The sequence below is a fragment of the Vibrio sp. T20 genome (assembly GCF_007858795.1).
In the GTDB taxonomy this organism is placed as follows: domain Bacteria; phylum Pseudomonadota; class Gammaproteobacteria; order Enterobacterales; family Vibrionaceae; genus Vibrio; species Vibrio satsumensis.
Map to the genome: position 1 here is coordinate 89,950 of NZ_VFEB01000087.1, position 21,270 is coordinate 111,219.

19 protein-coding genes are annotated in these 21,270 nt (G+C 44.7%); 12 read left to right on the plus strand and 7 right to left on the minus strand.

The features are described from left to right. Positions 1 to 15: 15 nt before the first annotated feature. Positions 16 to 963 (plus strand): TDT family transporter, encoded by a 948-nt coding sequence (locus FTW16_RS08795; protein ID WP_146490878.1) that lies wholly within the window; start codon positions 16 to 18, stop codon positions 961 to 963. Positions 964 to 1,100: 137 nt separating this feature from the next. On the opposite strand, the gene hmpA is transcribed toward FTW16_RS08795, so the two are convergent. Next, positions 1,101 to 2,297: an NO-inducible flavohemoprotein gene (hmpA, locus tag FTW16_RS08800; RefSeq protein WP_146490737.1), complete on the minus strand. Its 1,197-nt coding sequence runs from the start codon at positions 2,295 to 2,297 to the stop codon at positions 1,101 to 1,103. A gap of 371 nt (positions 2,298 to 2,668) precedes the next feature. Here hmpA and norR point away from each other — a divergent pair, with 371 nt between their 5' ends. Next, positions 2,669 to 4,261 (plus strand): nitric oxide reductase transcriptional regulator NorR, encoded by a 1,593-nt coding sequence (norR, locus tag FTW16_RS08805; protein ID WP_146490738.1) that lies wholly within the window; start codon positions 2,669 to 2,671, stop codon positions 4,259 to 4,261. Positions 4,262 to 4,350: 89 nt separating this feature from the next. Further along, complete coding sequence (locus FTW16_RS08810) at positions 4,351 to 4,710, plus strand: glutaredoxin family protein (RefSeq protein ID WP_017062638.1); 360 nt, start codon at positions 4,351 to 4,353, stop codon at positions 4,708 to 4,710. 110 nt (positions 4,711 to 4,820) lie between these two features. Here the strand turns inward: FTW16_RS08810 and FTW16_RS08815 are convergent, their stop codons facing one another. After that, positions 4,821 to 5,456, minus strand: coding sequence for an OmpA family protein (locus tag FTW16_RS08815; protein WP_146490739.1), 636 nt, complete (start codon positions 5,454 to 5,456; stop codon positions 4,821 to 4,823). A gap of 269 nt (positions 5,457 to 5,725) precedes the next feature. On the opposite strand from FTW16_RS08815, the gene FTW16_RS08825 reads away from it, so the two are divergent. From FTW16_RS08825 to FTW16_RS08850, 6 genes are all read left to right on the plus strand, one after another. Then, on the plus strand, positions 5,726 to 6,352 hold the full coding sequence (locus FTW16_RS08825) for a thioredoxin domain-containing protein (RefSeq protein ID WP_146490740.1): 627 nt from the start codon (positions 5,726 to 5,728) through the stop codon (positions 6,350 to 6,352). A gap of 75 nt (positions 6,353 to 6,427) precedes the next feature. Next, complete coding sequence (locus FTW16_RS08830; RefSeq protein WP_017062642.1) at positions 6,428 to 6,901, plus strand: FKBP-type peptidyl-prolyl cis-trans isomerase; 474 nt, start codon at positions 6,428 to 6,430, stop codon at positions 6,899 to 6,901. A gap of 155 nt (positions 6,902 to 7,056) precedes the next feature. Further along, positions 7,057 to 7,650: a TetR/AcrR family transcriptional regulator gene (locus FTW16_RS08835; protein WP_146490741.1), complete on the plus strand. Its 594-nt coding sequence runs from the start codon at positions 7,057 to 7,059 to the stop codon at positions 7,648 to 7,650. Between the two features lie 140 nt (positions 7,651 to 7,790). Then, positions 7,791 to 8,822, plus strand: a complete 1,032-nt coding sequence (locus FTW16_RS08840) for an NADP-dependent oxidoreductase (protein ID WP_146490742.1) — start codon at positions 7,791 to 7,793, stop codon at positions 8,820 to 8,822. 35 nt (positions 8,823 to 8,857) lie between these two features. Continuing rightward, positions 8,858 to 9,478, plus strand: coding sequence for a glutathione S-transferase family protein (locus FTW16_RS08845; RefSeq protein WP_146490743.1), 621 nt, complete (start codon positions 8,858 to 8,860; stop codon positions 9,476 to 9,478). 151 nt (positions 9,479 to 9,629) lie between these two features. Beyond that, positions 9,630 to 11,306: an RluA family pseudouridine synthase gene (locus FTW16_RS08850; protein WP_146490744.1), complete on the plus strand. Its 1,677-nt coding sequence runs from the start codon at positions 9,630 to 9,632 to the stop codon at positions 11,304 to 11,306. Between the two features lie 79 nt (positions 11,307 to 11,385). On the opposite strand, the gene FTW16_RS08855 is transcribed toward FTW16_RS08850, so the two are convergent. Continuing rightward, on the minus strand, positions 11,386 to 11,766 hold the full coding sequence (locus FTW16_RS08855; RefSeq protein WP_146490879.1) for a DoxX family protein: 381 nt from the start codon (positions 11,764 to 11,766) through the stop codon (positions 11,386 to 11,388). A gap of 117 nt (positions 11,767 to 11,883) precedes the next feature. Between FTW16_RS08855 and FTW16_RS08860 the strand changes: the two genes are divergently transcribed. Then, positions 11,884 to 12,780 (plus strand): LysR family transcriptional regulator, encoded by an 897-nt coding sequence (locus tag FTW16_RS08860; RefSeq protein WP_146490745.1) that lies wholly within the window; start codon positions 11,884 to 11,886, stop codon positions 12,778 to 12,780. A gap of 51 nt (positions 12,781 to 12,831) precedes the next feature. On the opposite strand, the gene FTW16_RS08865 is transcribed toward FTW16_RS08860, so the two are convergent. The 3 genes from FTW16_RS08865 to FTW16_RS08875 all read right to left on the minus strand — a co-directional run bounded on the left by FTW16_RS08865 (position 12,832) and on the right by FTW16_RS08875 (position 15,249). Further along, positions 12,832 to 13,125 (minus strand): YkgJ family cysteine cluster protein, encoded by a 294-nt coding sequence (locus tag FTW16_RS08865; protein WP_146490746.1) that lies wholly within the window; start codon positions 13,123 to 13,125, stop codon positions 12,832 to 12,834. Between the two features lie 173 nt (positions 13,126 to 13,298). Beyond that, positions 13,299 to 14,483, minus strand: coding sequence for a D-alanyl-D-alanine carboxypeptidase family protein (locus FTW16_RS08870; RefSeq protein ID WP_146490747.1), 1,185 nt, complete (start codon positions 14,481 to 14,483; stop codon positions 13,299 to 13,301). Positions 14,484 to 14,661: 178 nt separating this feature from the next. Then, positions 14,662 to 15,249: a DUF4136 domain-containing protein gene (locus FTW16_RS08875; protein ID WP_146490748.1), complete on the minus strand. Its 588-nt coding sequence runs from the start codon at positions 15,247 to 15,249 to the stop codon at positions 14,662 to 14,664. Between the two features lie 268 nt (positions 15,250 to 15,517). Here FTW16_RS08875 and FTW16_RS08880 point away from each other — a divergent pair, with 268 nt between their 5' ends. After that, entirely contained in the window at positions 15,518 to 15,772 is a 255-nt protein-coding gene (locus FTW16_RS08880) for a YgjV family protein (protein WP_019821983.1), read from the plus strand. A gap of 256 nt (positions 15,773 to 16,028) precedes the next feature. Here the strand turns inward: FTW16_RS08880 and FTW16_RS08885 are convergent, their stop codons facing one another. Next, complete coding sequence (locus tag FTW16_RS08885) at positions 16,029 to 19,196, minus strand: chitinase C-terminal domain-containing protein (protein ID WP_146490749.1); 3,168 nt, start codon at positions 19,194 to 19,196, stop codon at positions 16,029 to 16,031. Between the two features lie 450 nt (positions 19,197 to 19,646). Between FTW16_RS08885 and FTW16_RS08895 the strand changes: the two genes are divergently transcribed. Beyond that, the gene (locus FTW16_RS08895; RefSeq protein ID WP_146490750.1) at positions 19,647 to 21,233 is read left to right on the plus strand and encodes a BCCT family transporter; all 1,587 of its coding nucleotides are present in this window, start codon (positions 19,647 to 19,649) and stop codon (positions 21,231 to 21,233) included. Positions 21,234 to 21,270: the final 37 nt, after the last annotated feature.

Sequence of the window (21,270 nt, forward strand, 5' to 3'; positions counted from 1 at the left end):
ACCCAAGTAAAAAATGTGCCGCCATCTCAGGCGTCTTTAGCACTTGGCGTTATTGGGTTAGGACAAGCTTGGGCATTATATATCCCAGGCATTGGTGAGATCATTCGCCCCTACCTCGCTTCATTCGGCGCGCTATTATTGCTGCCTGTTTTACTCCGTTATCTAACGAGCTTTAATACCTTCCTTAATGACATACGCCACCCACTAGTGGGTAGCTTAATGGCACCAATGAGTATGGCACTTCTGATTCTGTGCGACTATTTAGCCGAGATATCGCCAGTCATCGCCTACCCAGTTTGGTTCTGTGCGCTATTGCTGCACTTTACCATGATGGTATTGTTCTTTAGCTTTCAAATCATCAACTTCAAAATGTCGAACATTGTACCGAGTTGGTTTCTATATCCGGTGGGTTTGATCAGTAGTTCTTTAGCAGGTACACAGTTCGGGCACACCGTCTTTTCAGAAACACTTGCGGCCACTTGTATTGGTATCTATTTCCTTATGCTGCCAGTAGTGTTGTACCGCTTGGTGTTCGAAGGTAATCTTCCTCGCAGAGCAAGACCAACACTCGCTATCATGGCGGCTCCGGTTAACTTATCTTTAGCCGCTTACTTGGTTAACTTCGACAACCCAGACCCGATTCTGACAGGCGCATTGGCTGGCATTGCTATCACCATGACACTGCTGATCTACTTGTGTTATATCCGCCTAATGCGTCTGAAGTTCCAACCTTCAATTGCTGCCGTCACCTTCCCATCCGTGATCAGCGCTATTGCCATGCATCGATTAACCACGTTTTTCGGCGAGGAATACCCACAATGGTATTGGCTGCACAAATTCGGATTCTTTGAGCTAACTATCGCAACCATCCTAGTGATTTGGGTTGCAGGCGGTTACGTGAAAATGTACTGGCCTGAGTTTTTTGATACTCACTATATGTCGAAAAAGACGAAGCGCTCTTAATCAAGAGCGCCCTCTTTGCTAGAGACATATCTATTCAGCGCTACACCAAACAAAAAAAGGCCTCACACTGTGAGGCCTTTTGAATAGGCAAGGTTCTTAATAGATCGGGCGGGTGTTAATAGAACAGCCGGGAGATCTTAGAAGTTAGCGTGAGGGCCGAATACTTCGTAGTGAACGCGTGAACGGTCAACTTTCAATGCATCTAGCTGCTCTACGATGTTTTTCATGAAGCCAACAGGGCCACAGATGTAGAAGTCGCTCTCTTCAAAACCTTTAGTATCAGAGATAGACGCTAGATCCATTTGACCTTGATGCGTATTTTTACATGCAGACTCATCTTTGTTCATGTACCACGTTTTCGCTTCCCAACCTTTGTCGGTAACAATGTCTTTAACACGGGTTGTGAACGAGTGTTGACCTACGTTTTCACAAGCGTGAAGGTAAAGTACTGGTTCGTTTTTATCTTCCGTGTTTAGGAACTCAAGCATAGACTGCATTGGTGTAACTCCCACACCTGCAGAGATAAGCGTTACCGGCTTGCTGCGTTCTTGATACATGAAGTCACCCGCTGGTGCGTACAGACTAACCTCATCACCAACAGCAACCGTATCGTGTAGGTGGTTAGATACAACTCCTTGTGTCTCTTGACCTTGTCCTTCACGTTTAACAGAGATGCGGTATTGCTTGCCGTTTGGCTTATCAGACAGTGAGTATTGACGAATCTCGCTGTATTGAGAGCCTTCCGGTTTCACTTCGATACCGATGTATTGACCTGGTGTGTAATCCAGAACGTCACCGCCATCTTTTGGCTGAAGAATAAAGCTAGTTACTAGAGCTGATTCTTCAATCTTATCTGCAATCACGAACGTACGTGCTGCTTCCCAGCCACCTACCGCTTGCTTACGCTGCAGGTAAAGCTCTGCTTCACGGTCGATGAATACTTGAGCTAAGAAAAGGTAAGCCGCTGTCCACGCCTCTTCCACTTCTGGAGTGAACGCTTCTGTTGCCAATTCACGCAGTGTTTCAATCAGGTGCAAACCAACAATTTGGTAGTGCTCTGGTTGAATGTTAAAGCTTGTGTGTTTCTGAGCAATACGTTCAACGGCTGTTGTTAACGCTGCTAGGTTTTCAATGTTCTTTGCATAAGCCGCGATAGCTTCAAACAGTGCAACGCCTTGGCGACCTGTTCTTTGGTGAGTCATATTGAAGATATCTTTCAACTCAGGGTTATGCGTGAACATACGTTGATAAAAGTGCTGAGTTAAAGCTGGGCCTGCGCTCTCAAGTAGCGGGATAGTAGATTTGATGATTTCGATATGTGCGTTGTTAAGCATGAATTTACTCCGAACACTGAGTCTTATGACCTATATGTCATTTTGACTACTTGAAAAATTAAGAATGACTTTTCGATTTTCTGAAACCTTAGTTATTTTTAGAAACTGAGTTATTTTGACTCATTTATGTTTCATAAAAATCGTAAAACCTGATTAATACCACCTGATTGATTGAGATCAAGAATACTCTTTTTAATCAGAGTTATAATCGGGCTTCGATGACTCTTCTGCACAATCGATGCCAAGTTTATCAATCCCCGTCATTACTGGTTTTAATCTCAAAACCCATCTTATAAAAATGTCAAAAAGACCTTTTTTTTAGGTCAATAAGACTCTATTATGTATATAAACACACAGAGTTAGAGTTTTTTATGCAAGATATCTCCGCATCTACCCTCATGGAAATGACCATTGGCCTTGCAAGTGGTGTGAACGATCAAGATCGTTTTAATCGCCTTATCGATGCCATCCGTAAAACCATTACGTGTGATTGTGTCGCGCTTTTAAGCCTTCAAGGTGACACACTAGTACCTATCGCAATGCAAGGGCTCAGTCGAGACACGTTCGGTCGTCGTTTCATCATTTCAGAGCACCCACGTTTTGCGGAGATATGTGCATCTCGCTCTCCTGTTCGTTTCGATTCTGATAGTTCACTCCCTGATCCTTTTGATGGTCTGCTGATCGATCATGATGGCGATCTGCCAATGCACGCCTGCATGGGTTTACCTCTGCTGTTTGGTGACAAATTATTAGGAGTGCTAACCCTAGACAGCCTAAAACCTGATGTCTTCGCTAATATTCCAGCACGTAACCTTGAAGTACTAGCAGCGATTGCGGCTTCAAGCATGCAGATGGCATTGACCTTTTCTCAGCTTGAACATCAAGCCAAACAGTCTAAGCAGCTATTAGAAGAGTTAAACGTTGAAGCGTGGGAGCGTGACGGCGGCGAGTTGATTGGTAACAGTGATACCATGGTCGCGCTCAAGAACGACATCGCGGTTGTCGCACCGTCTGAATTTAATATCTTGATTCATGGGGATACTGGTGTTGGTAAAGAGCTCGTTGCTCGTACCCTGCACCACCAATCGCAGCGTAAACGTAACCCACTCGTCTACGTAAACTGTGCTGCAATTCCTGAAAACTTAGTAGAAAGTGAATTGTTTGGTCACGTTCGTGGTGCGTTTACTGGCGCAGACAAAAACCGCTTAGGTAAGTTTGCTCTAGCCGATGGTGGCACACTGTTCTTAGATGAAATTGGTGAATTACCCTTAGCTGCGCAAAGTAAGTTACTGCGTGCGCTGCAAAACAACGAAATTCAACCTGTTGGCCAAGACAATATCCAAACCATTGATGTTCGTGTTCTGGCTGCAACCAACCGAGATTTAAAGCAAGAAGTTGAAGACGGTCGATTCAGAGCCGATTTATACCATCGACTGAGTGTGTACCCTATCGCGGTGCCTGCACTGAAAGATCGTGGTGACGACATCAGCCTATTGGCTGGTTTCTTCTTAGAACAAGCGCGTCGTAAGCTTGGTATCAACCAAGTTAAGTTCCGCTCTGACGTTCTTTCTTTCCTAAACCGTTATGGTTGGCCAGGTAACGTTCGTGAACTTGAGCACGTGATCAGTCGTTCAGCATTGAAAGCATTGGCGCGTAGCACCAATAAAAACCTCGTGACAATCACTAAAGAAGATTGTGGTCCACTCGACCAAGATCAGCCGATTGCGACTACACAGGTGAAGAACACGCCATTATCAACACCAACGATCGACCTCTCTGCAGGGTTACGTGGTGCAACGGATGATTTTCAACGCAGTATCATTACTGAGGTATTGGAAGATGCCAATTTTAACTGGGCACAAGCAGGCCGTGTTCTGAAAACAGACCGAGCAAACCTGACTCGACTGTCTAAGCGTTTAGGGCTAAATGTGGCTAAGTCTCACACGATCGAACGGACAAAATAGATATTAGCGGTTTGTTGCGAGCATCTGACAAAACTTGTGTATATAATGCTGCAAATTGTAACGCTAATTTTAAATATGTAGAGAGAGTTATGAAGTTTATCCGTTGGTTCTTAGGTCGTGTCATCTTGTTATTGAACTTTGTTTTCAGCCCACGTGGTGTGAAGCGTTCTCAAGAAGAGCAAAGCAAAGTGAATGAGCAAGCAAAAACGCACACGTTATACCAATTCGAAGCGTGCCCATTTTGTGTGAAAGTGCGCCGCGCGATGAAACGTCAATCGGTTCAATTTGAACTTCGTGATGCAAAAAACAACGAGCAACACCGTGCAGAACTTGAAGCTGGCGGCGGTCGTGTGAAAGTGCCTTGTCTACGTATCGAAAAAGACGGCAAAACTGAGTGGATGTACGAATCTTCAGATATCGTGACTTACTTAGAAAAGCAGTTTGCATAAGCAATAAAACTACAAAAGCCAGATACAAAAAATCCCTCGAATGTGAGGGATTTTTTATGTCTGTTATTTAGCGCTAGTCGTTTTCAAATTAGGAGTGAAAGCTCAAATGACTACTTCGCGACAATCAGCATCAATTCCACACGGCGGTTACACGCCTTGCCTTGCGCAGAGGCGTTCGTACAAGCTGGTACATACTCACCAAAGCCTCGTGTATAAATGGAGCGGCTTGACACGTAGTTACTCTCTAATCGAGCCTTCACTTCTTTTGCACGCTGCTCTGATAGCGGATCATTGATTCGATCTGTGCCCGTATTATCGGTGTGACCTTCAATCACCACATCAATATCTTGGCGCTGAGCAAGGTAGCTGCCCAACGTATCTAGCCATTGGTTATAAGCTGGTTCAGGGAAAGCAGAACCTGTTTTAAAGTTCACGTGCTGCTCAAGCTTTACCATCACATGGTTACCCGGCAATACTTCAAAATCGATGCGGTTTTGTCTTAGAAAGACTTCCAGTGGATCGTTAGTCGATACGCCACGTCCGTAGTTGGTAGTGATGGTGCTTTGTTGATGGGTGCTGCTCTGAATCGAGTATCCACGATTGCTTACTACATGAGTCGTTTGAACCACACCCCATTCAGGATGCATCAAGTCGTAATCGGTTTGCGGTGCAGTTTCTAGCATATCATCGCCCAACATGCCCGTTGGTAATGTCGTTTCACACCCTGCCAAAGCTATGCTTAACATTATCGCTAAATATCTCATTACTTCACCAACCACTCATGCATATAAACCATTCATTAATGTCTATATCGGCACCGAGGGAAAAACTTTAGACGAAAACTTTATACCAAAAGAAACCAGACAAAAAAAGTGCTGTTGATCACAATTAACCGTCAACTAGCCTGCCGTCACCCGCTAGTTCCAACTGTTTGCATTTATTTACCTTATAATTGTTTTCCAATGCGTACTAAATAGTTAGAATCTCACGACTTCTCAACGCTAGAGCAAACATTATGTTTAAACCATTTACTAAATTCATCACAGCACTCGCTGCCGTACTTATTATCGCGGGTTGTAGTGAAACAGACGAGCCACAAAAAGGCGTTCAATACGAAGCGCTTCCAACTGCTCTAACAGAATTTAACTTGTCTCCGATCACTGAAATCTTCTCTCTTAACTGTGGTCACTGCCGTCAAATGGAAAGTGCTATTCCAGAGATTGAATCTCTAACAGACCAAACTATTGGCAAGATGCACGTGACGTTCAACGAAAGCGCTCAAATCAGCGCAATGATCTACTACACAGCAGTGATGCAGCTTGATGCGACGCCTGACCACGCGTTTATGGACGACCTATTTGGTGCCGTTCAAATGGGTGCAGATGCAACACCAGAGCAGCGTCAACAAGCACTAGAGACAGCGTTTACTGCTCGTGGTTTGATTAGCCCATACCAGCTGAACAAAGAACAACAAGTCGCTCTTTTCGACTACGTTAAAAAAGCAGAAGAGATCTCAGTAAAAGGTCAGATCAACTCAGTACCAACCTTTATCATCAAAGGTAAATACCAAGTACTAACAGCAGGTCACCAAGACGTTGCTGGTATCGCAAAAACGATCAACTACCTTTTGACTCAACCATAATCGCTGCTTTGCCAGCGGGTTAACACATTCTGCATTAACTACGAAATTCAGCACTCAATATAAATAGGTTTTACTATGTCTAAATTTGTCATCCCGGTCATTGTCTTTCTTTTGGCGGGTTTCATGATTTACCGTACTTGGACGAATCATAAGTCTGGCGGAGAAAACTTCGAACAAGGCCAGCAATTTCTAATTGAAAACGGCACTAAAGAAGGCGTGATTACGACTGAAAGCGGTCTTCAATACCTTGTTCTTGAAGAAGGTACAGGCACAGAACACCCAACTAAGAACAGCAAAGTAACGGTTCACTACCATGGTACGCTGATCGATGGCACTGTTTTCGACAGCTCTGTTGAGCGTGGCGAGCCAATCTCATTTGCCCTTAAGCAAGTAATCAAAGGCTGGCAAGAAGGTTTGACTTACATGGTTGAAGGCCAAAAAGTTCGTCTATTCATTCCAAGCACTCTAGCTTACGGTAAAGGCGGTTCAGGCCCTATCCCACCATCATCGACTCTGATTTTTGATGTAGAACTCATCTCTATCAAATAATCGAAGTGACTGATTAAGCCCCAACATACGCGCTATGTTGGGGCTTTTTTATATCTGAACATTTAAAAGCACTTTGACCACTTTCGCAAAGACCGCATATAACTTAGAAAACCGCCATCTAGACGACTGGTCTAATTTAACTTATAGTACCGCCCATGAACGAAAAAACGAATGACACACGCCTACATGTTTTAGATGTTGGCTATCAACTAATAGTAAACAACGGCTTTAACGGCGTTGGCCTATCGCAATTGCTTAAAGAAGCGGACGTGCCGAAAGGATCGTTTTACCACTACTTTAAATCTAAAGAGCAATTTGGTGAGGCATTGATTCAGCACTATTTTGAAAACTACATCACTAAGATTGAAGCTATTTTAGTACACGGTGAAGGTAATCATTATCAGCGAATCTTGAGCTATTTCTCGCTATGGGCGAAGACCGAAAACGGTACCTGTAATGCTCATAAATGCTTAGTCGTTAAACTCAGCGCGGAAGTTTCTGATCTCTCTGATCCTATGCGCCAAGCGCTGTTAAAAGGTGCTGAGAAAGTGACGAATACCGTCGAACAGTGCATTGTCGGCGGTATTGCAGATGGCTCTATAAAGGTTGAAGACAGCCAAGAAGCAGCTCAGAACCTATACTCTATGTGGTTAGGTGCAAGCTTATTAAGCAAACTGAGCCAGAGCTCCCATAGCTTACAGACGGCTTTAAGCCTTACTGAACGAATTTTAAAAGGTGAAAGCCAATAACGCGCAGCACGTTTGATTGGCTTTAACTTAAAACAAATCACCCGCCCTCTTATCAATTTGATGACGGCGGGATTTTTAGACAACAAGACTAGACGACTGGTCTAATTCTAAATATATAAAACATAAATTAAGGATATCCAATGACTCAACAAGACAATCGCCGCATCGTATTGGCTTCTCGCCCAGTTGGCGCACCGACTCAAGACAACTTCCGTTTAGAGACAGTAGCCGCGCCAAGTATCAAAGACGGCGAGATGTTACTTCGCTCAGTTTACCTTTCTCTCGACCCATACATGCGTGGTCGTATGAGCGATGCTAAATCCTACGCAGATCCCGTTACGGTTGATGAAGTAATGGTTGGCGCAACCGTATGTCAGGTTGAAGAATCAAACCACGCTGATTACGAAATTGGCGAATGGGTTCTGGCTTACACAGGTTGGCAAGATCTTGGTGTGTCTAACGGTGAAGGCCTAATCAAACTAGGCAAAGAACCAACGCACCCTTCTTACGCGCTTGGCATCATGGGTATGCCTGGTTTTACTGCTTACATGGGATTGCTTGATATCGGCCAACCTAAAGAAGGCGACACGCTAGTCGTTGCGGCAGCAACAGGTGCTGTAGGCGCAACCGTTGGACAAATCGGCAAACTAAAAGGCTGTCGTGTTATCGGCGTTGCAGGCGGTCAAGAGAAGTGTCTGTACGCGAAAGATGTACTTGGCTTTGATGAATGTATCGACCACAAAGCTGACGACTTCGCGGAGCAATTGGCTAAAGCGTGTGACAACGGCATCGACGTTTACTTTGAAAACGTTGGTGGCAAGGTATTCGATGCAGTAATGCCTCTGCTTAACACAGGTGCTCGTATTCCTGTGTGTGGTCTTATCTCTCAATACAATGCGACTTCACTGCCTGAAGGCCCAGATCGTATGTCTAGCCTGATGGGCATGCTGCTGGTTAAACGAATTAAGATGCAAGGCTTCATCATCTTTGATGACTACGCACACCGTTACAACGAGTTTGCTGTTCAAATGACAGAATGGCTATCTCAAGGCAAGATGCACTATCGTGAGCACCTGGTTGAAGGTCTAGAGAATGCGCCACAAGCATTCATGGGCCTATTGGAAGGTCAGAACTTCGGTAAGCTTGTTATCAAAACAAACGAAGCTAAATAAATTCAATAAACTGAACCCGTTAACTAGGTAGAATCATGATTACTTTGCATCACCTGAATAAGTCACGCTCAAAGCGTATCATCTGGCTATTGGAAGAGCTTGGGGTGGATTACCAAATCAAACCATACCAACGAGACAGTGTCACTTTTCTTGCGCCACCAGAACTTAAATCCATTCACCCATTGGGTAAATCTCCTGTCATTGAAGACGATGGCGTCGTGATCACTGAATCTGGTGCGATCACGGAGTACCTAATTGACAAATACGGTCAGGGTAAGTTCGCACCTACACGCGGCACCGCAGACTACGTGGAATATTCGCAGTGGCTTCACTTCGCTGAGAGTTCAGGTATTTTGCCAATGTTGCTTAAGATCTTTGTGATGAAAGACGGCTGTGAAACTAACTTCCTAGGCGGTTATGCAGACGATGAAAACCAAAAGATCTTAACTTACGTGAATAATGCACTTGAAGGGAAAACCTACTTGGTTGCAGACACACTAACAGGTGCAGATTTTATGATGTCGTTCATCGTAGAGATCGTTGGTAACTTTGGTGCAACTGCGCTTTACCCTAACATTGCTAAATACGGTGAGCTTTTAACGAGCCACCCTGCTTACCAAAAAGCCGAGCAAGTAGAGCTAGTGCACTCTAACTAATCAAGATTTGTTCCATTCAATGCTTCCATAGCATGAACATAACAATCTAAATGAAGCCAAAGCCGATTTATCTTCTGCTTTGGCTTCTCATTTGTCTTCATTTCGACAACAATACCGAACTCTAACTGAACAGCCATAGAGTTTGATCTTAATGCCAGCAAACCTCGCTCAATACACACCTCTGCACCTAGCAAACACGAATGTAGATTTAGCGCTACCGACTCGCTTTACGTTTCCGTATTACTATACCCCGCACCCTACGTGTGAATTAGCTATGCTGCAGATTCAGCAATCACTTATCGACTGTGGTGTGAATGAAAACTCGCTAGGTAATCTCTACGCTGTGCTTCTTGTTCAGAATCCAACCACACAAGAGTTAGGTTACCTTTCTGCGTTTTCAGGCTTGCTGTTAGATCCGGCTTTGGTCTCTCAGTTAAACAACATTCACTTTGTTCCACCAGCCTTCGATTCAAAACAGTTTCAATCTCAAAACAGTGCCAACCTCGCTCGCCAGTTACAACTCGCGGACGACATTAAGAAGCTACAACAATCGCACAACCTAGACGCATTATTGGCTGAACTTGAAGGGTTAAAAATCGAATCAGCACAATCTATCAAAGCCTTTCAGTTAGCAATGACCGCGAACAAAGCCCAACGTAACGAACTCAGAGAACAAGCCAATCAAGAAAAAGCATTAGGGAATCTAGAGTCAGCGGCGAATTTGCTCAAACAACTGGGCAATCAAAGTAGCCAAGAGAAACGTGACCTAAAAGCGCTTCGTATTGAATGGAAACAGAAGATCGCAGAACGTCAATCACACGTTGATTTGATTGAAAACGAACTGAAAAACCGTAAGCAAGATCACCAGGCAGTTTCAGAACAATTGGAAACTCAACGTCTCTCTCACTATCGCTTTATCAATCAAGCCAAGCAATCTAAGAATTTACTCGAGTTACTCGATGGCAAAGATGCGCTTGAAGGCTCTGGTGACTGCTGCCTACCTAAGTTGCTTAACTTCGCCTTTGAGCATGGGCTTAAGCCGTTAGCATTGTCTGAATTTTGGTGGGGATTACCAACTACAGATATCATTCGACAACACGCAAACCTCTACCCTGTTTGCCAGAGTAAAAGCTTTGAGATCCTCGAACACCAGCTAAGTGGCATCGAATTGGAAGATAACCCTTTAATCGTTAACCCTGCAATCGGCAAGTCTTTCGATATTATCTATGAAGATAACGAGATCGTGGTGGTAAATAAACCTGAGGAATTTCTCTCGGTTCCTGGCAAATTTATCGAAGACTCGGTTTATTCCCGTATTAAAGCGCGCTACCCTGAAGCGACAGGGCCTTTGATAATCCATAGGTTAGATATGTCGACGTCAGGCTTATTGATCTTGGCGCTGACCGCAGAGTCAAACAAGCACATCCAGAAGCAATTCATTGATAGAACCGTAGAGAAACGATATACAGCTCTGTTAGATGGTGAAATCCATGGTGAATCCGGCGATATTAGCCTTCCCTTGCGTGGCGACATCACCGACAGACCAAGACAGCTCGTTTGTCATGAACATGGGCGCAACGCAGAAACGCACTGGCAAGCAGTCAGCACCAATAACGGAAAAACCAAGGTGCACTTGTATCCAAAAACAGGCCGTACCCACCAGCTACGCATACACTGCGCTCACCCACAAGGACTTGGCGTACCAATTCGTGGTGACGACTTATACGGATACAAACGCGAGCGCTTACACCTGCACGCTGGCTACCTAAAGTTGATTCACCCGACAACAGGTGAATGGATGGAGTTCGAAGTGCCTTCTGAGTTCTAAATGGTTTCGGTTTAGTAGGGCTTCGTGCCCTACTCTTATTTTCTTTAGCTCTCATCTCTATCGCTGCAGACGAATAAACTTAGTACGATGCAATGACCAAGAAGCCAGAACCCAACAGTGTCACCATCGCGGGAATACCATCCTTCCACGTATCGAATCTCAAATGAAAGTAAATCGCCCCTAGTGAAGTACTTGCTAATATCAAACCTCCCATCAGTTGCGTATGTTCAGGTGCTAAACCAACCAAAGCACAGAGCAACAATACAGCTCCAGTAAACTCAACCATGCCAACTAGAAACATGATCACTCGGTTTAATCCATAGCTTTTAAAAAAGCCAAGTTGAATTTCAAACACTTTACGCTGCCAAGCAAGTGTCTTGATTGAGCTTGCCAATAAAAAGAACACCACCAGTAATACACTCACCACTGTAATCATATTGTCACCTTTCTTAAGAGTTATTAACGTCAATGGGATTATTTAATCATTCATAAATCGAACGATAAATGCTAATTTTATGATAGTTAAGATTCCAATTTGGAATGATTAAGTTTAGATAGCAGACATAAGGCAAGTAGAATGGATAAAATTGAGTGTATTCGTATCTTCGTGGAAACTGCACAGCTGAACAGTTTTACTGCTACTGCCAATAAGCTCGATATGACACAAAGTGCCGTCAGTAAAAAGATTGCGTGGTTAGAAAGTGATTTAGGAATGACGTTGTTTCAGCGAAACAGTCGCAAAATATCCCTAACCCATGCAGGCAAAGACTACTTGACTTATTGTGTCCGCTTCCTAGAAGAAATGTCCGCAATAGAAAGTCAGCTCAAGCGAGAAACTGAGTCCGTAGAAGGTGAATTAAAAATATCCGCTCCAAGTGCCTTTGCAACCATGTTACTCAGTGAACCGCTTCAAGCATTCATTGAACAACACCCAGGGATACGTATTAACCTCAGCGTTGACGACCACATCGTTAATCTCAATGAACACAATATTGATGTCGCCATCCGCGCATCACAGCTTAAAGACTCAGGGCTAAAAGCACGCTTGTTGTTTAATAACAAAGTTCACTACTTCGCATCACCTGAATACCTAGAGAAACACGGAGCACCGCAACAGCCACAAGAACTGAGCAAACACCAATGCTTAACCTACTCACTGATGACGCCTGCGAATGAATGGCGTTTTACCGACCAGAGCCACAAAGCCAGCAGTATTAAAGTAAATCAAATATTCACTTCAGACAGCCCGGAAATGCTGCTTAAGATGGCTCGTCAAGGTTTAGGTATTGTCGCTTTGCCGAATTGGATGGGTAAGGAATTTGTTGAGAAAAGGGAATTAACACGGTTATTGGTAGACTGGAGTAATGACCAGTTACCAATGTATGCGGTGTATCATGCGAGCGACTATTTGCCCCAAAGAATCCGAGTGTTTATCGATTTTCTTGCAGAGCATTTGAGCTCAACGAATAGTTAAAGCTCTAAGAACAGCTAGAGCTCAACTGAGATCGATAGCTAAGATAAAGTCTTAGCCCATTACATCCTTGCGCTGATCAACGCATTCATAAGAGCCCATTTCGAACTCACGGCAGATCCAAGGTCGGTTTTCGTAAATAGTACACATCAGTGTTTCTCTATCTACCGCAGAACACCAACCGTCGTCTAATCTCAACATGGTTTCGCCACCCCACTCGTCATACGCAATATGCTCTTCAGGAACGCCGGTATCTGTGATGATCATAACCTCTAAACGACAACAGCATGCCTGACAATTGGCACATGTTACTTCGGGCTCGGTTACGTTCTTTATCTCTATCGTCATAAGTGACTACACTGCTAAATTTTGCGTATAGTAATCGAAACCGCCCGCTACGGCTAATAAAGATGGTACGAAGCGGTGTTTTCATTGATGTAAAAATAACAATGGGCGCTGTGATTCACTCACAACGCCCAATTTTTCTACTTTTCATTGCGACTTATCGCCACAAGCTCTATTTAGAATAGGCTCGCGAAGAACAACTTAACATAGTCCATTAAACGTTTGAACAAACCGCCCTGTTCAACCGCTTCCAGCGCAATTAACGGCTGGGTTTGCACATCTTCACCATCAACGGTGTAATGAACCACCCCTAACGTTTGACCTTCTGCAATTGGGGCTTTCAGTTCAGAGTTAAGCTCGATAGATGCAGTCAGCTTTTTACTGTCTGACTTAGGCAGCGTAATAAACGTGTCTTCTGCAACACCTAACTTCAATGTGTCTTGATCACCAAACCACACCTTCTCTTCAGCCACTTGATCGCCGCCTTGGTGCGGGTTTAGTGTATCGAAGAAACGGAAACCATAGCTCAACAACTGCTTGCTGTCTGACTCACGGCTCTTAACACTTGATGCGCCCATCACAACCGCGATAAGTCTCATCTCACCTTGTGTCGCTGAACTCGCTAAACTGTAGCCTGCGCCAGATGTGTAGCCCGTTTTCATACCATCAACCGTTAAGCTTCTATCACGCAACAAGCCATTACGGTTGTGTTGTGTAATGCCGTTATAACTGAAAGAACGCTCGCTGTATAAACCATACACATCCGGTAAATCACGAATAATGGCACGACCGAGCAGCGCGATATCGTAAGGAGTCGAATAGAGATCGTCAGCGTCTAAGCCATGTGCATTGGCAAAATGGGTGTTTTCTAGTTTAAGAGATGCAGCCCAAGAGTTCATTAAATCCACAAATGCATCTTGTGAGCCCGCAACGTGTTCCGCAATCGCAACACTCGCATCGTTACCCGATTGAATAATCAAGCCACGGTAAAGATCCATCATAGCTATATCAGTGTTTACTTCTATAAACATTTTTGAAGAGTCAGGGAAATTCTTAGCCCACGCATTTTCGCTGATTCGTACCTGATCGTCAGCAGAGATATTGCCTCGCTTCATCTCTTGTCCAGCCACATAGCTGGTCATCAGTTTGGTCAAACTCGCTGGATTTAACTTAGTGTGTGCATTTTTTTCGACCAGCACATCACCAGAATTAAAATCAATTAACACATACCCTTTTGCGCCTAGGCTAGGTGGGCTTGGTACTATAGAAGGTGCTGCGATCGCTGCATTACTTACCATCGCTGCGTTACTTACAATGAATATACTTAATAGAGGGAGAGAGTATTTGGAGAAGAGTTTCATTGAATCAAACCTAAGTTAACGTTTTGTGCAGTATAGACAAATGCTAGCAAAAGAAGCGCGAACTTTACGTTGCTTTACGTATTTGTACCGTTCGTTACAAATAAAAAAGCAGAATCTGCGATCTGACCATTTTTTCAACAAGAAATATTGATTCAATGAATGTGTACATCGCTTAATTCTAGCGTTCGGGCATACGTCTAAATAGCATATCTATAAAGCCAGTAATGCGCTGTTTGCTTTCGCTTGGCTCTAAGTCAGGCTGGATACCAGACTGAGCTAGAGCTTGCCACAATACGACTTCAGATTCAGGAACGAAAAAGGCAATGTACAAAGACCCTTTCTCCGCTACTTTACCTTCACCATCGTAAAATGGCACACCAGTAGATAGCTTAATCGCATCGAAGATAGACTCATCGTTCAGTTCCGATTCTTCCGCTAATCCAAAGCCTACAACAACATCGCCGACACCATCCTGTTTTAACTGATAACCCTTACTAGAGAGCTGTTCTTGAATCGCGTCACGCACCAGATCAGTAACCACGGTTTCATCGTATTTTTGAGAAAGGTAAACCTGTTCTGACTCAGGATGCCATGAATACGTCAGCACGCCGTGTTTCATGAAATCAAAATCACCGCTAGTGACCACACCATAATTATGCGTGGGTGGTATTTCTTGCGTAGTACATGCGGTCAGCCCAATAGCCATCAAAGCCAACAGTGCTACTTTTTTTATGCTTTTTGTTGCACAAATGGATCGTTTTATCATTCGTGACTCCCTTACCCATATAAGAATAACTATCAATTCAACCTCCAACATAAATAGTAATTATGTTAATAGAAAGGTCATTAAACGTTTGCGTAATCGCTAACCTTCACTTCTGTCCATTTTGGGGGTTTTATCACAAAAACAGAGTTGGTATAGTTTACCCCGTTAAACAAAACCAGACCATTCGAGGCACGGAGCTTCCTCAATCATCTCATGAAGAGAAGAATTGGTACCGACAAAGTATCGGCAAATTTAAGAGGGTCAAACAATGGAATTCAATATGGTTGAAATTTTAGGTTACGCTGCGTCTATTATGGTCGCAATTTCATTAACAATGAAAGATATCGTTCGTCTGCGTGTCCTTAACTTTGTTGGCTGTACACTCTTTACAGCATACGGCGTTATGATTGACGCATGGCCAGTTGTCGCGACCAACGGTTTCATCGCTTGTGTAAACATCTACTTTCTTGCAAAAATGCAAAAGGAAAAAAAAACGGAAGCGATGAAAGCAGCGAAAGCTTAAATTAGCGATTAGCATTTCAAATAATTCTGAAAAAGCCCAAATAAAGCGATCTATTTGGGCTTTTTTATATCTGTTATTCCTCTACACGCTCACTACCTTCTACTTTTTCACCGTTCGGACATAGCGGGCGTAAAACATAGTAAGACCATGAATAAAAAACGCCGAACAGGATTGAGTTCGGCGTTTGACTCTACGTTAAGTGGTTTGTTTAAGGAGGTGGGGATAGAAAGCTCTCACCTCTATCAACAAATCAATACTATGAACACACTTTGGTCCAGCTACCGTCACTGCCCGGCTCAGAACTTGTCCACCAGTTAGCTTGGTAAATACTACCGTTGTGAACGACTTGGTCACCCGTGTTTGCATGGCTTGGATTACCTGCCCAATCTTTCTGAGGTAGATCTGGGTAAACAGTTAAACCTGCAGTATCACACGTACCAGGGTTTGTGCCACCATCGCCAGGGTTACCACCACCAGAGCTGATATCACCTAATGGTAGATCAGGTTGCTCGAAGCTAAAGGCATAGTCGACGCCATTCACGCTCACTGCATAGTTTGCAGGGCCTGAAATTGGCAAGTAATACACCATATCTAGCTCATACACACCACCAGCAGGAAGATCTTCCCATGCAGGTAACGTGAACGCTACGCGGTGCATAGTACCGTCTAGTCCGCCGATGTTATCCGCACGAGTATGACCCGAAGCAATCACAGACAAACCACCGCCCGATTGATCTTTCGCGTTATCAGGTGCTGACACTGGGATATCGAATTGGAACTCAGTTCCCCCCGGAAGTGCTTGCCCTGTGTTGTTCGTGAACGTGATCTTAGGGTTGATTGGGTAGTTTTGGTCACCGACTTTGAAGCCACCAACCGATACCGCGATATCTAGCGCTTCTGTTGGGATAGCACCCGTCGCGACTTTGTTTCCATATGGTGTTGCAGACTTAAACTTATCGTAGATAGCTTTCGTCATTGTGTTACCCATATGGAACTCACCGTTACCGCTGTTACATGCTTGCTCAGTGGTATCGATTGAAGTTCGGTTGCCGCTCGCATCGAGTACATAACAGTTATAATCCCCTGCTAGTTCCCAGAACATAATGCCGCCGATTTCTTTATCGATAACGTAGTCCGCTTTCACATCGATAGACTGCTTATCTTCTGTAGAAAGGAATACGCCCTTCTCTGCGTTCCACAACCAAGGTGCAACCGCCACACTATCGTAGTTACGCGTGTAAGTTCCCGTTAGAACATCTGAAGGATCATTCATAGGATCAAGCTTGTAAGCTTCTGCATATGAGCCCCAAATTCCTTTTTCTAGGTTCTTCGCGTGCCACATTGGGTTTGAACCCGCACCCATCTCGTTGCCTTTCGGATCGGTATCGTGCCACATGTTGTCGATACCAATAGCGCCATGACCACAGTTGTTCTTCTCGCCTTCGCCTGTACCCGCCGCACATTCAGATTGATTTGGTAGCGCAGCTCGCCCCCAAAGACCATTTTCGCCACCAGTTACACCTTGCCAACCACGCGTGTAGTAAGGCACACCGATGTTAATACGACCTGCTGGCATTGAGCCACGGAAGTAATGGTAAGCCCAATCCGTGTTCAAATAACCGATACCGCCGTAAGCCGCCGTGTCGTAAACATTCCACTGTGCTAACTCAGAATCTTTACCTGTATCAAACAAGGCAGCGTTATGACCAACGTGATCGTTCCACGCACCGTGAAGATCGTAAGACATGATGTTCACGTAATCGAGATACTTGGTTACATCAAATGTTTCCATACCGCGCAATAGGTAGCCAGAAGAAGGCGCTGCGATCGTTAACATGTAGTGATTGCCATCTTGCGCAGACGCAGCATCGAGCTTCTCACGTAGCACTTTCATCAACACTTGATACGAAGCCCATAGGTACTGACGACGTGGTTCCATGAAATCTTTGTCGTATGGGTTACCAGCGCCTGCCATTGAGGTTGGGTATTCGTAATCGATATCTAGACCATCGAACTGGTATTTACGAAGCATTTCAACCGCTGAAGTCGCGAAGGTTTCGATACCTTGATGGTTGATAGAACCATCAGCATTTGTCGTCATGGTGTAGAAACCACCGTCAGCAACTCGGCTGCCATCGGTCGCGAAGTGACCTCCGGTTTCCGCCCAACCACCGATTGAGATTAGCGTTTTCACTCCATGTTTTTTCTTCGCTGTCGCTAATGCACCGAAATGACCTTTGAAGCCTAATGCAGGGTCAACTTCCACGCCCGGCCACTCTTTACCAACCGCTGCGTTGTTCGGATCGTTCACATCACCAACGTTTACTTTACCGTCTGAACCGATGCTCACGAACGCGTAGTTAATATGTGTCAGTTGTTCCCAAGGAATATCATTGACTAAGTAAGCAGCTTGTGGGTCATCCCCAGCACGCCAACTTGTGAAGTAACCAATGACACGACGTGGATGATCCGCGCCCATTTTCTCACGACCTTCATCATCGTAAATCGTACAGTAAGGAACATCGACACCTTGAGTTTGGTATAAGCCATCAGGGCGACATGTGTTCACTGTTGGAGCGCCATTCACAGTTAAAGAAGCCAATGCTGAATCTGCCGTCGCACCTTGGTCGTCTGTTGCTCTCGCGTAAACCGCTAAAGAACCTGCTTGAGTTGTTGTGTAATCTAACGTGTACGGGCTAGTTGCAGCTGTGCCAACAAGAGCACCAGCCACGTAGAAATCAACCTTATCGACAATGCCATCGCTGTCTGTTGCTGTTGCGGTAAGTGTTACCACACCACCAACATCGACCGAAGCTGCTGAAAGCGCAACCGAAACTGTCGGTGCTTCATTTCCAGGTGTAACGGAATCGACAGAGACAGAAACCGCGCTTGCTAGACTTACCGCACCTTCATTATCCGTTGCAACAACAGAAACCTGATGATTACCCGACGTTGCAGCCCAAGTCGCTTCGAAAGGTGCCGCTGTGACTACCGCAACAGATACGCCATCAACAAAGAACTCAACCGAAGCCACACTGCCATCAGCGTCTAGTGCTGTTGCACTCAATACAATATTGTCGCCTTCAGTAATCACGTCAGAAGCAGAGGGTGCCGTTAATGAAGCTGTTGGTACTTCATTAGGCGTACCACCACCTCCGTCGCCGCTACACACATCGACTTTCTTCCATTGTGCGTAGTCGCCTTCAAATTGGCTTGGGTTGTTATTTTGATTCCAGTAATTTGCCGTATAAGCACTGCCGTCATGTGAAACCTGATCACCTCCTGTGTATACAATGGCAGAATCCCACGTTTCTAACGTTGAGCAATCCACAGCCGCATAGCTGTTGAACGCCATTAAGCATGACGCGGTGAGCGTACTGAGTGTAAAAACCTTCTTAGCCACTCTTCCTTGATTTAGGTGCATGTTAGCTATCCCTTAAGTTGTTGTTTCAAGATGTTTAATTTAAATGGGATTTTCCTCGCCACTTAAATCTCTTCGCAAAACAACTGTAGGTAACAGCGCTAATTTAACACCTAAAATATTCAGTATTTATAAAATGACTCGCATTAATTTGTTTATAGCATGCAATGAGTCGACACTTATTTTGCACCAACAACTAATATTAATTTATTTCGGAAAGCTAAAAAATAACGTCTCAAAAATCAGAAATGTGATTTGGATTCGAGAAAAAATTCGTATCAAAACTAGCCAAAAAGTAGTGATTTAAAGGCGATTTGGGATTCATTTGGGAATTCGCCCACTTTTTGATAACAAATGTGTTAGTATCGGCGGCTTTTTTGACGAACCTCACATTTCTATGCAAGTGTGGGAGAAATACATAGGCTTGAAAGAGCCAAATATAGCGAAGAAATAATGTCCAACTTGACGCAAGTCGCCAACGAAAACATCAACGCAGAATCTACTTCTATCAATTTCAATAAAGCTCAATCTTTGGGTGAAAAGCTGGAACTCGGAAATCCAGTCTTTTGGCTTAGTGGCAGTTTTTTAACCCTCTTTGTCATCCTCGCTTTCACCAACACCTCCGTGTTGTCCGAACTTGTTAACATCGGCTTTAGTTATTCAACTAAGTGGTTCGGTGCTTTCTGGCAAGTCCTACTGCTTCTCAACTTCATTATCGGTTTAGTGCTTGCACTAGGTCGCACAGGCCAAGTTCGCTTAGGGACGCTTGCCCTACCTGAAATGACCACCTTTAAATGGATGTCTATCGTCCTATGTACGCTCCTAGCGGGTGGTGGTGTATTCTGGGCTGCCGCTGAGCCAATTGCTCACTTCGTTTCAGCTCCGCCACTGTATGGCAACGCAGATCCTCAAGCGATGGCATTCAATGCCCTGTCACAATCTTTCATGCATTGGGGTTTCCTTGCATGGGCAATCTTAGGTGGCTTGTCTTCTATCGTGTTAATGCACCTGCATTACGACAAAGGCCTTCCTCTTAAGCCTCGTACTCTGCTTTACCCAGTACTTGGCGACAAAGCAATTAACAGCTGGATTGGCAACGTAGTAGACGCATGCAGCATCGTCGCTGTAGCCGCAGGTACTATCGGTCCTATCGGTTTCCTTGGCCTACAAATCAGCTACGCGCTGAGCGAACTGTTTGGCATTTCAGATACATTCGCAACGCAAAGTGTTGTTATTATCTTTGCTATCGCTATGTACACGCTTTCTGCTTTGAGCGGCGTGAACAAAGGTATCCAACTGGTAAGCCGTTACAACATCATCTTGTCTGTGTGTCTAATCGGCTACATCCTTCTTGTTGGCCCAACGAGCTTCATTGTTGATGGCTACCTGCAAGGTATGGGTGAAATGGTTGATAACTTCATCCCAATGGCACTATACCGCCAAGATACAGCGTGGCTAGGTGGCTGGACTGTGTTCTTCTGGGGTTGGTTCTTAGGTTATGGTCCAATGATGGCTATCTTCATTGCTCGCATCTCACGCGGCCGTACTATTCGCCAAATGATCGTTTCTATCAGCATCGTTGCACCACTTGTAACGTGTTTCTGGTTCAGCATCGTTGGTGGCAGTGGTTTAGCGTTTGAACTAGAGACCCCAGGTGTCATTTCTAACGCGTTCGAAGGCTTTAACCTTCCAGCGGTGCTACTGGCCATTACCGCTCAACTGCCGTTCCCGACTTTGATTGCGATTCTGTTCCTGATCCTGACGACCACGTTCATCGTGACAACAGGTGACTCGATGACTTACACCATCAGTGTAGTAATGACAGGCACGACAGAGCCGAACGCAGCGGTACGTACTTTCTGGGGTATCATTATGGGTGCGGTAGCTATTGCACTTATCTCGATGGGCTCAGGCGGCATCTCCGCTCTACAGTCGTTCATTGTGATCACAGCCGTTCCGGTTTCGTTCATCTTGCTGCCGTGTCTATGGCACGCACCGAAGATCGCGAAACAGATGGCAAGAGATCAAGGCATCGCTTAATACCTAATCCGATTTAGTTTCAGATAGCGTAGACACT

Bases quoted from the DNA above. Each gene is read 5' to 3' on its own strand.
- hmpA (WP_146490737.1), bottom strand. From the start codon at position 2,297: ATGCTTAACAACGCACATATCGAAATCATCAAATCTACTATCCCGCTA.
- FTW16_RS08835 (WP_146490741.1), top strand. From the start codon at position 7,057: ATGAACGAAAAAACGAATGACACACGCCTACATGTTTTAGATGTTGGC.
- FTW16_RS08880 (WP_019821983.1), top strand. From the start codon at position 15,518: ATGGAATTCAATATGGTTGAAATTTTAGGTTACGCTGCGTCTATTATG.
- FTW16_RS08860 (WP_146490745.1), top strand. From the start codon at position 11,884: ATGGATAAAATTGAGTGTATTCGTATCTTCGTGGAAACTGCACAGCTG.
- FTW16_RS08810 (WP_017062638.1), top strand. From the start codon at position 4,351: ATGAAGTTTATCCGTTGGTTCTTAGGTCGTGTCATCTTGTTATTGAAC.
- FTW16_RS08870 (WP_146490747.1), bottom strand. From the start codon at position 14,483: ATGAAACTCTTCTCCAAATACTCTCTCCCTCTATTAAGTATATTCATT.
- FTW16_RS08875 (WP_146490748.1), bottom strand. From the start codon at position 15,249: ATGATAAAACGATCCATTTGTGCAACAAAAAGCATAAAAAAAGTAGCA.
- FTW16_RS08825 (WP_146490740.1), top strand. From the start codon at position 5,726: ATGTTTAAACCATTTACTAAATTCATCACAGCACTCGCTGCCGTACTT.
- FTW16_RS08885 (WP_146490749.1), bottom strand. From the start codon at position 19,196: ATGCACCTAAATCAAGGAAGAGTGGCTAAGAAGGTTTTTACACTCAGT.
- FTW16_RS08850 (WP_146490744.1), top strand. From the start codon at position 9,630: ATGCCAGCAAACCTCGCTCAATACACACCTCTGCACCTAGCAAACACG.
- FTW16_RS08840 (WP_146490742.1), top strand. From the start codon at position 7,791: ATGACTCAACAAGACAATCGCCGCATCGTATTGGCTTCTCGCCCAGTT.
- FTW16_RS08865 (WP_146490746.1), bottom strand. From the start codon at position 13,125: ATGACGATAGAGATAAAGAACGTAACCGAGCCCGAAGTAACATGTGCC.
- FTW16_RS08830 (WP_017062642.1), top strand. From the start codon at position 6,428: ATGTCTAAATTTGTCATCCCGGTCATTGTCTTTCTTTTGGCGGGTTTC.
- norR (WP_146490738.1), top strand. From the start codon at position 2,669: ATGCAAGATATCTCCGCATCTACCCTCATGGAAATGACCATTGGCCTT.
- FTW16_RS08815 (WP_146490739.1), bottom strand. From the start codon at position 5,456: ATGTTAAGCATAGCTTTGGCAGGGTGTGAAACGACATTACCAACGGGC.
- FTW16_RS08845 (WP_146490743.1), top strand. From the start codon at position 8,858: ATGATTACTTTGCATCACCTGAATAAGTCACGCTCAAAGCGTATCATC.
- FTW16_RS08895 (WP_146490750.1), top strand. From the start codon at position 19,647: ATGTCCAACTTGACGCAAGTCGCCAACGAAAACATCAACGCAGAATCT.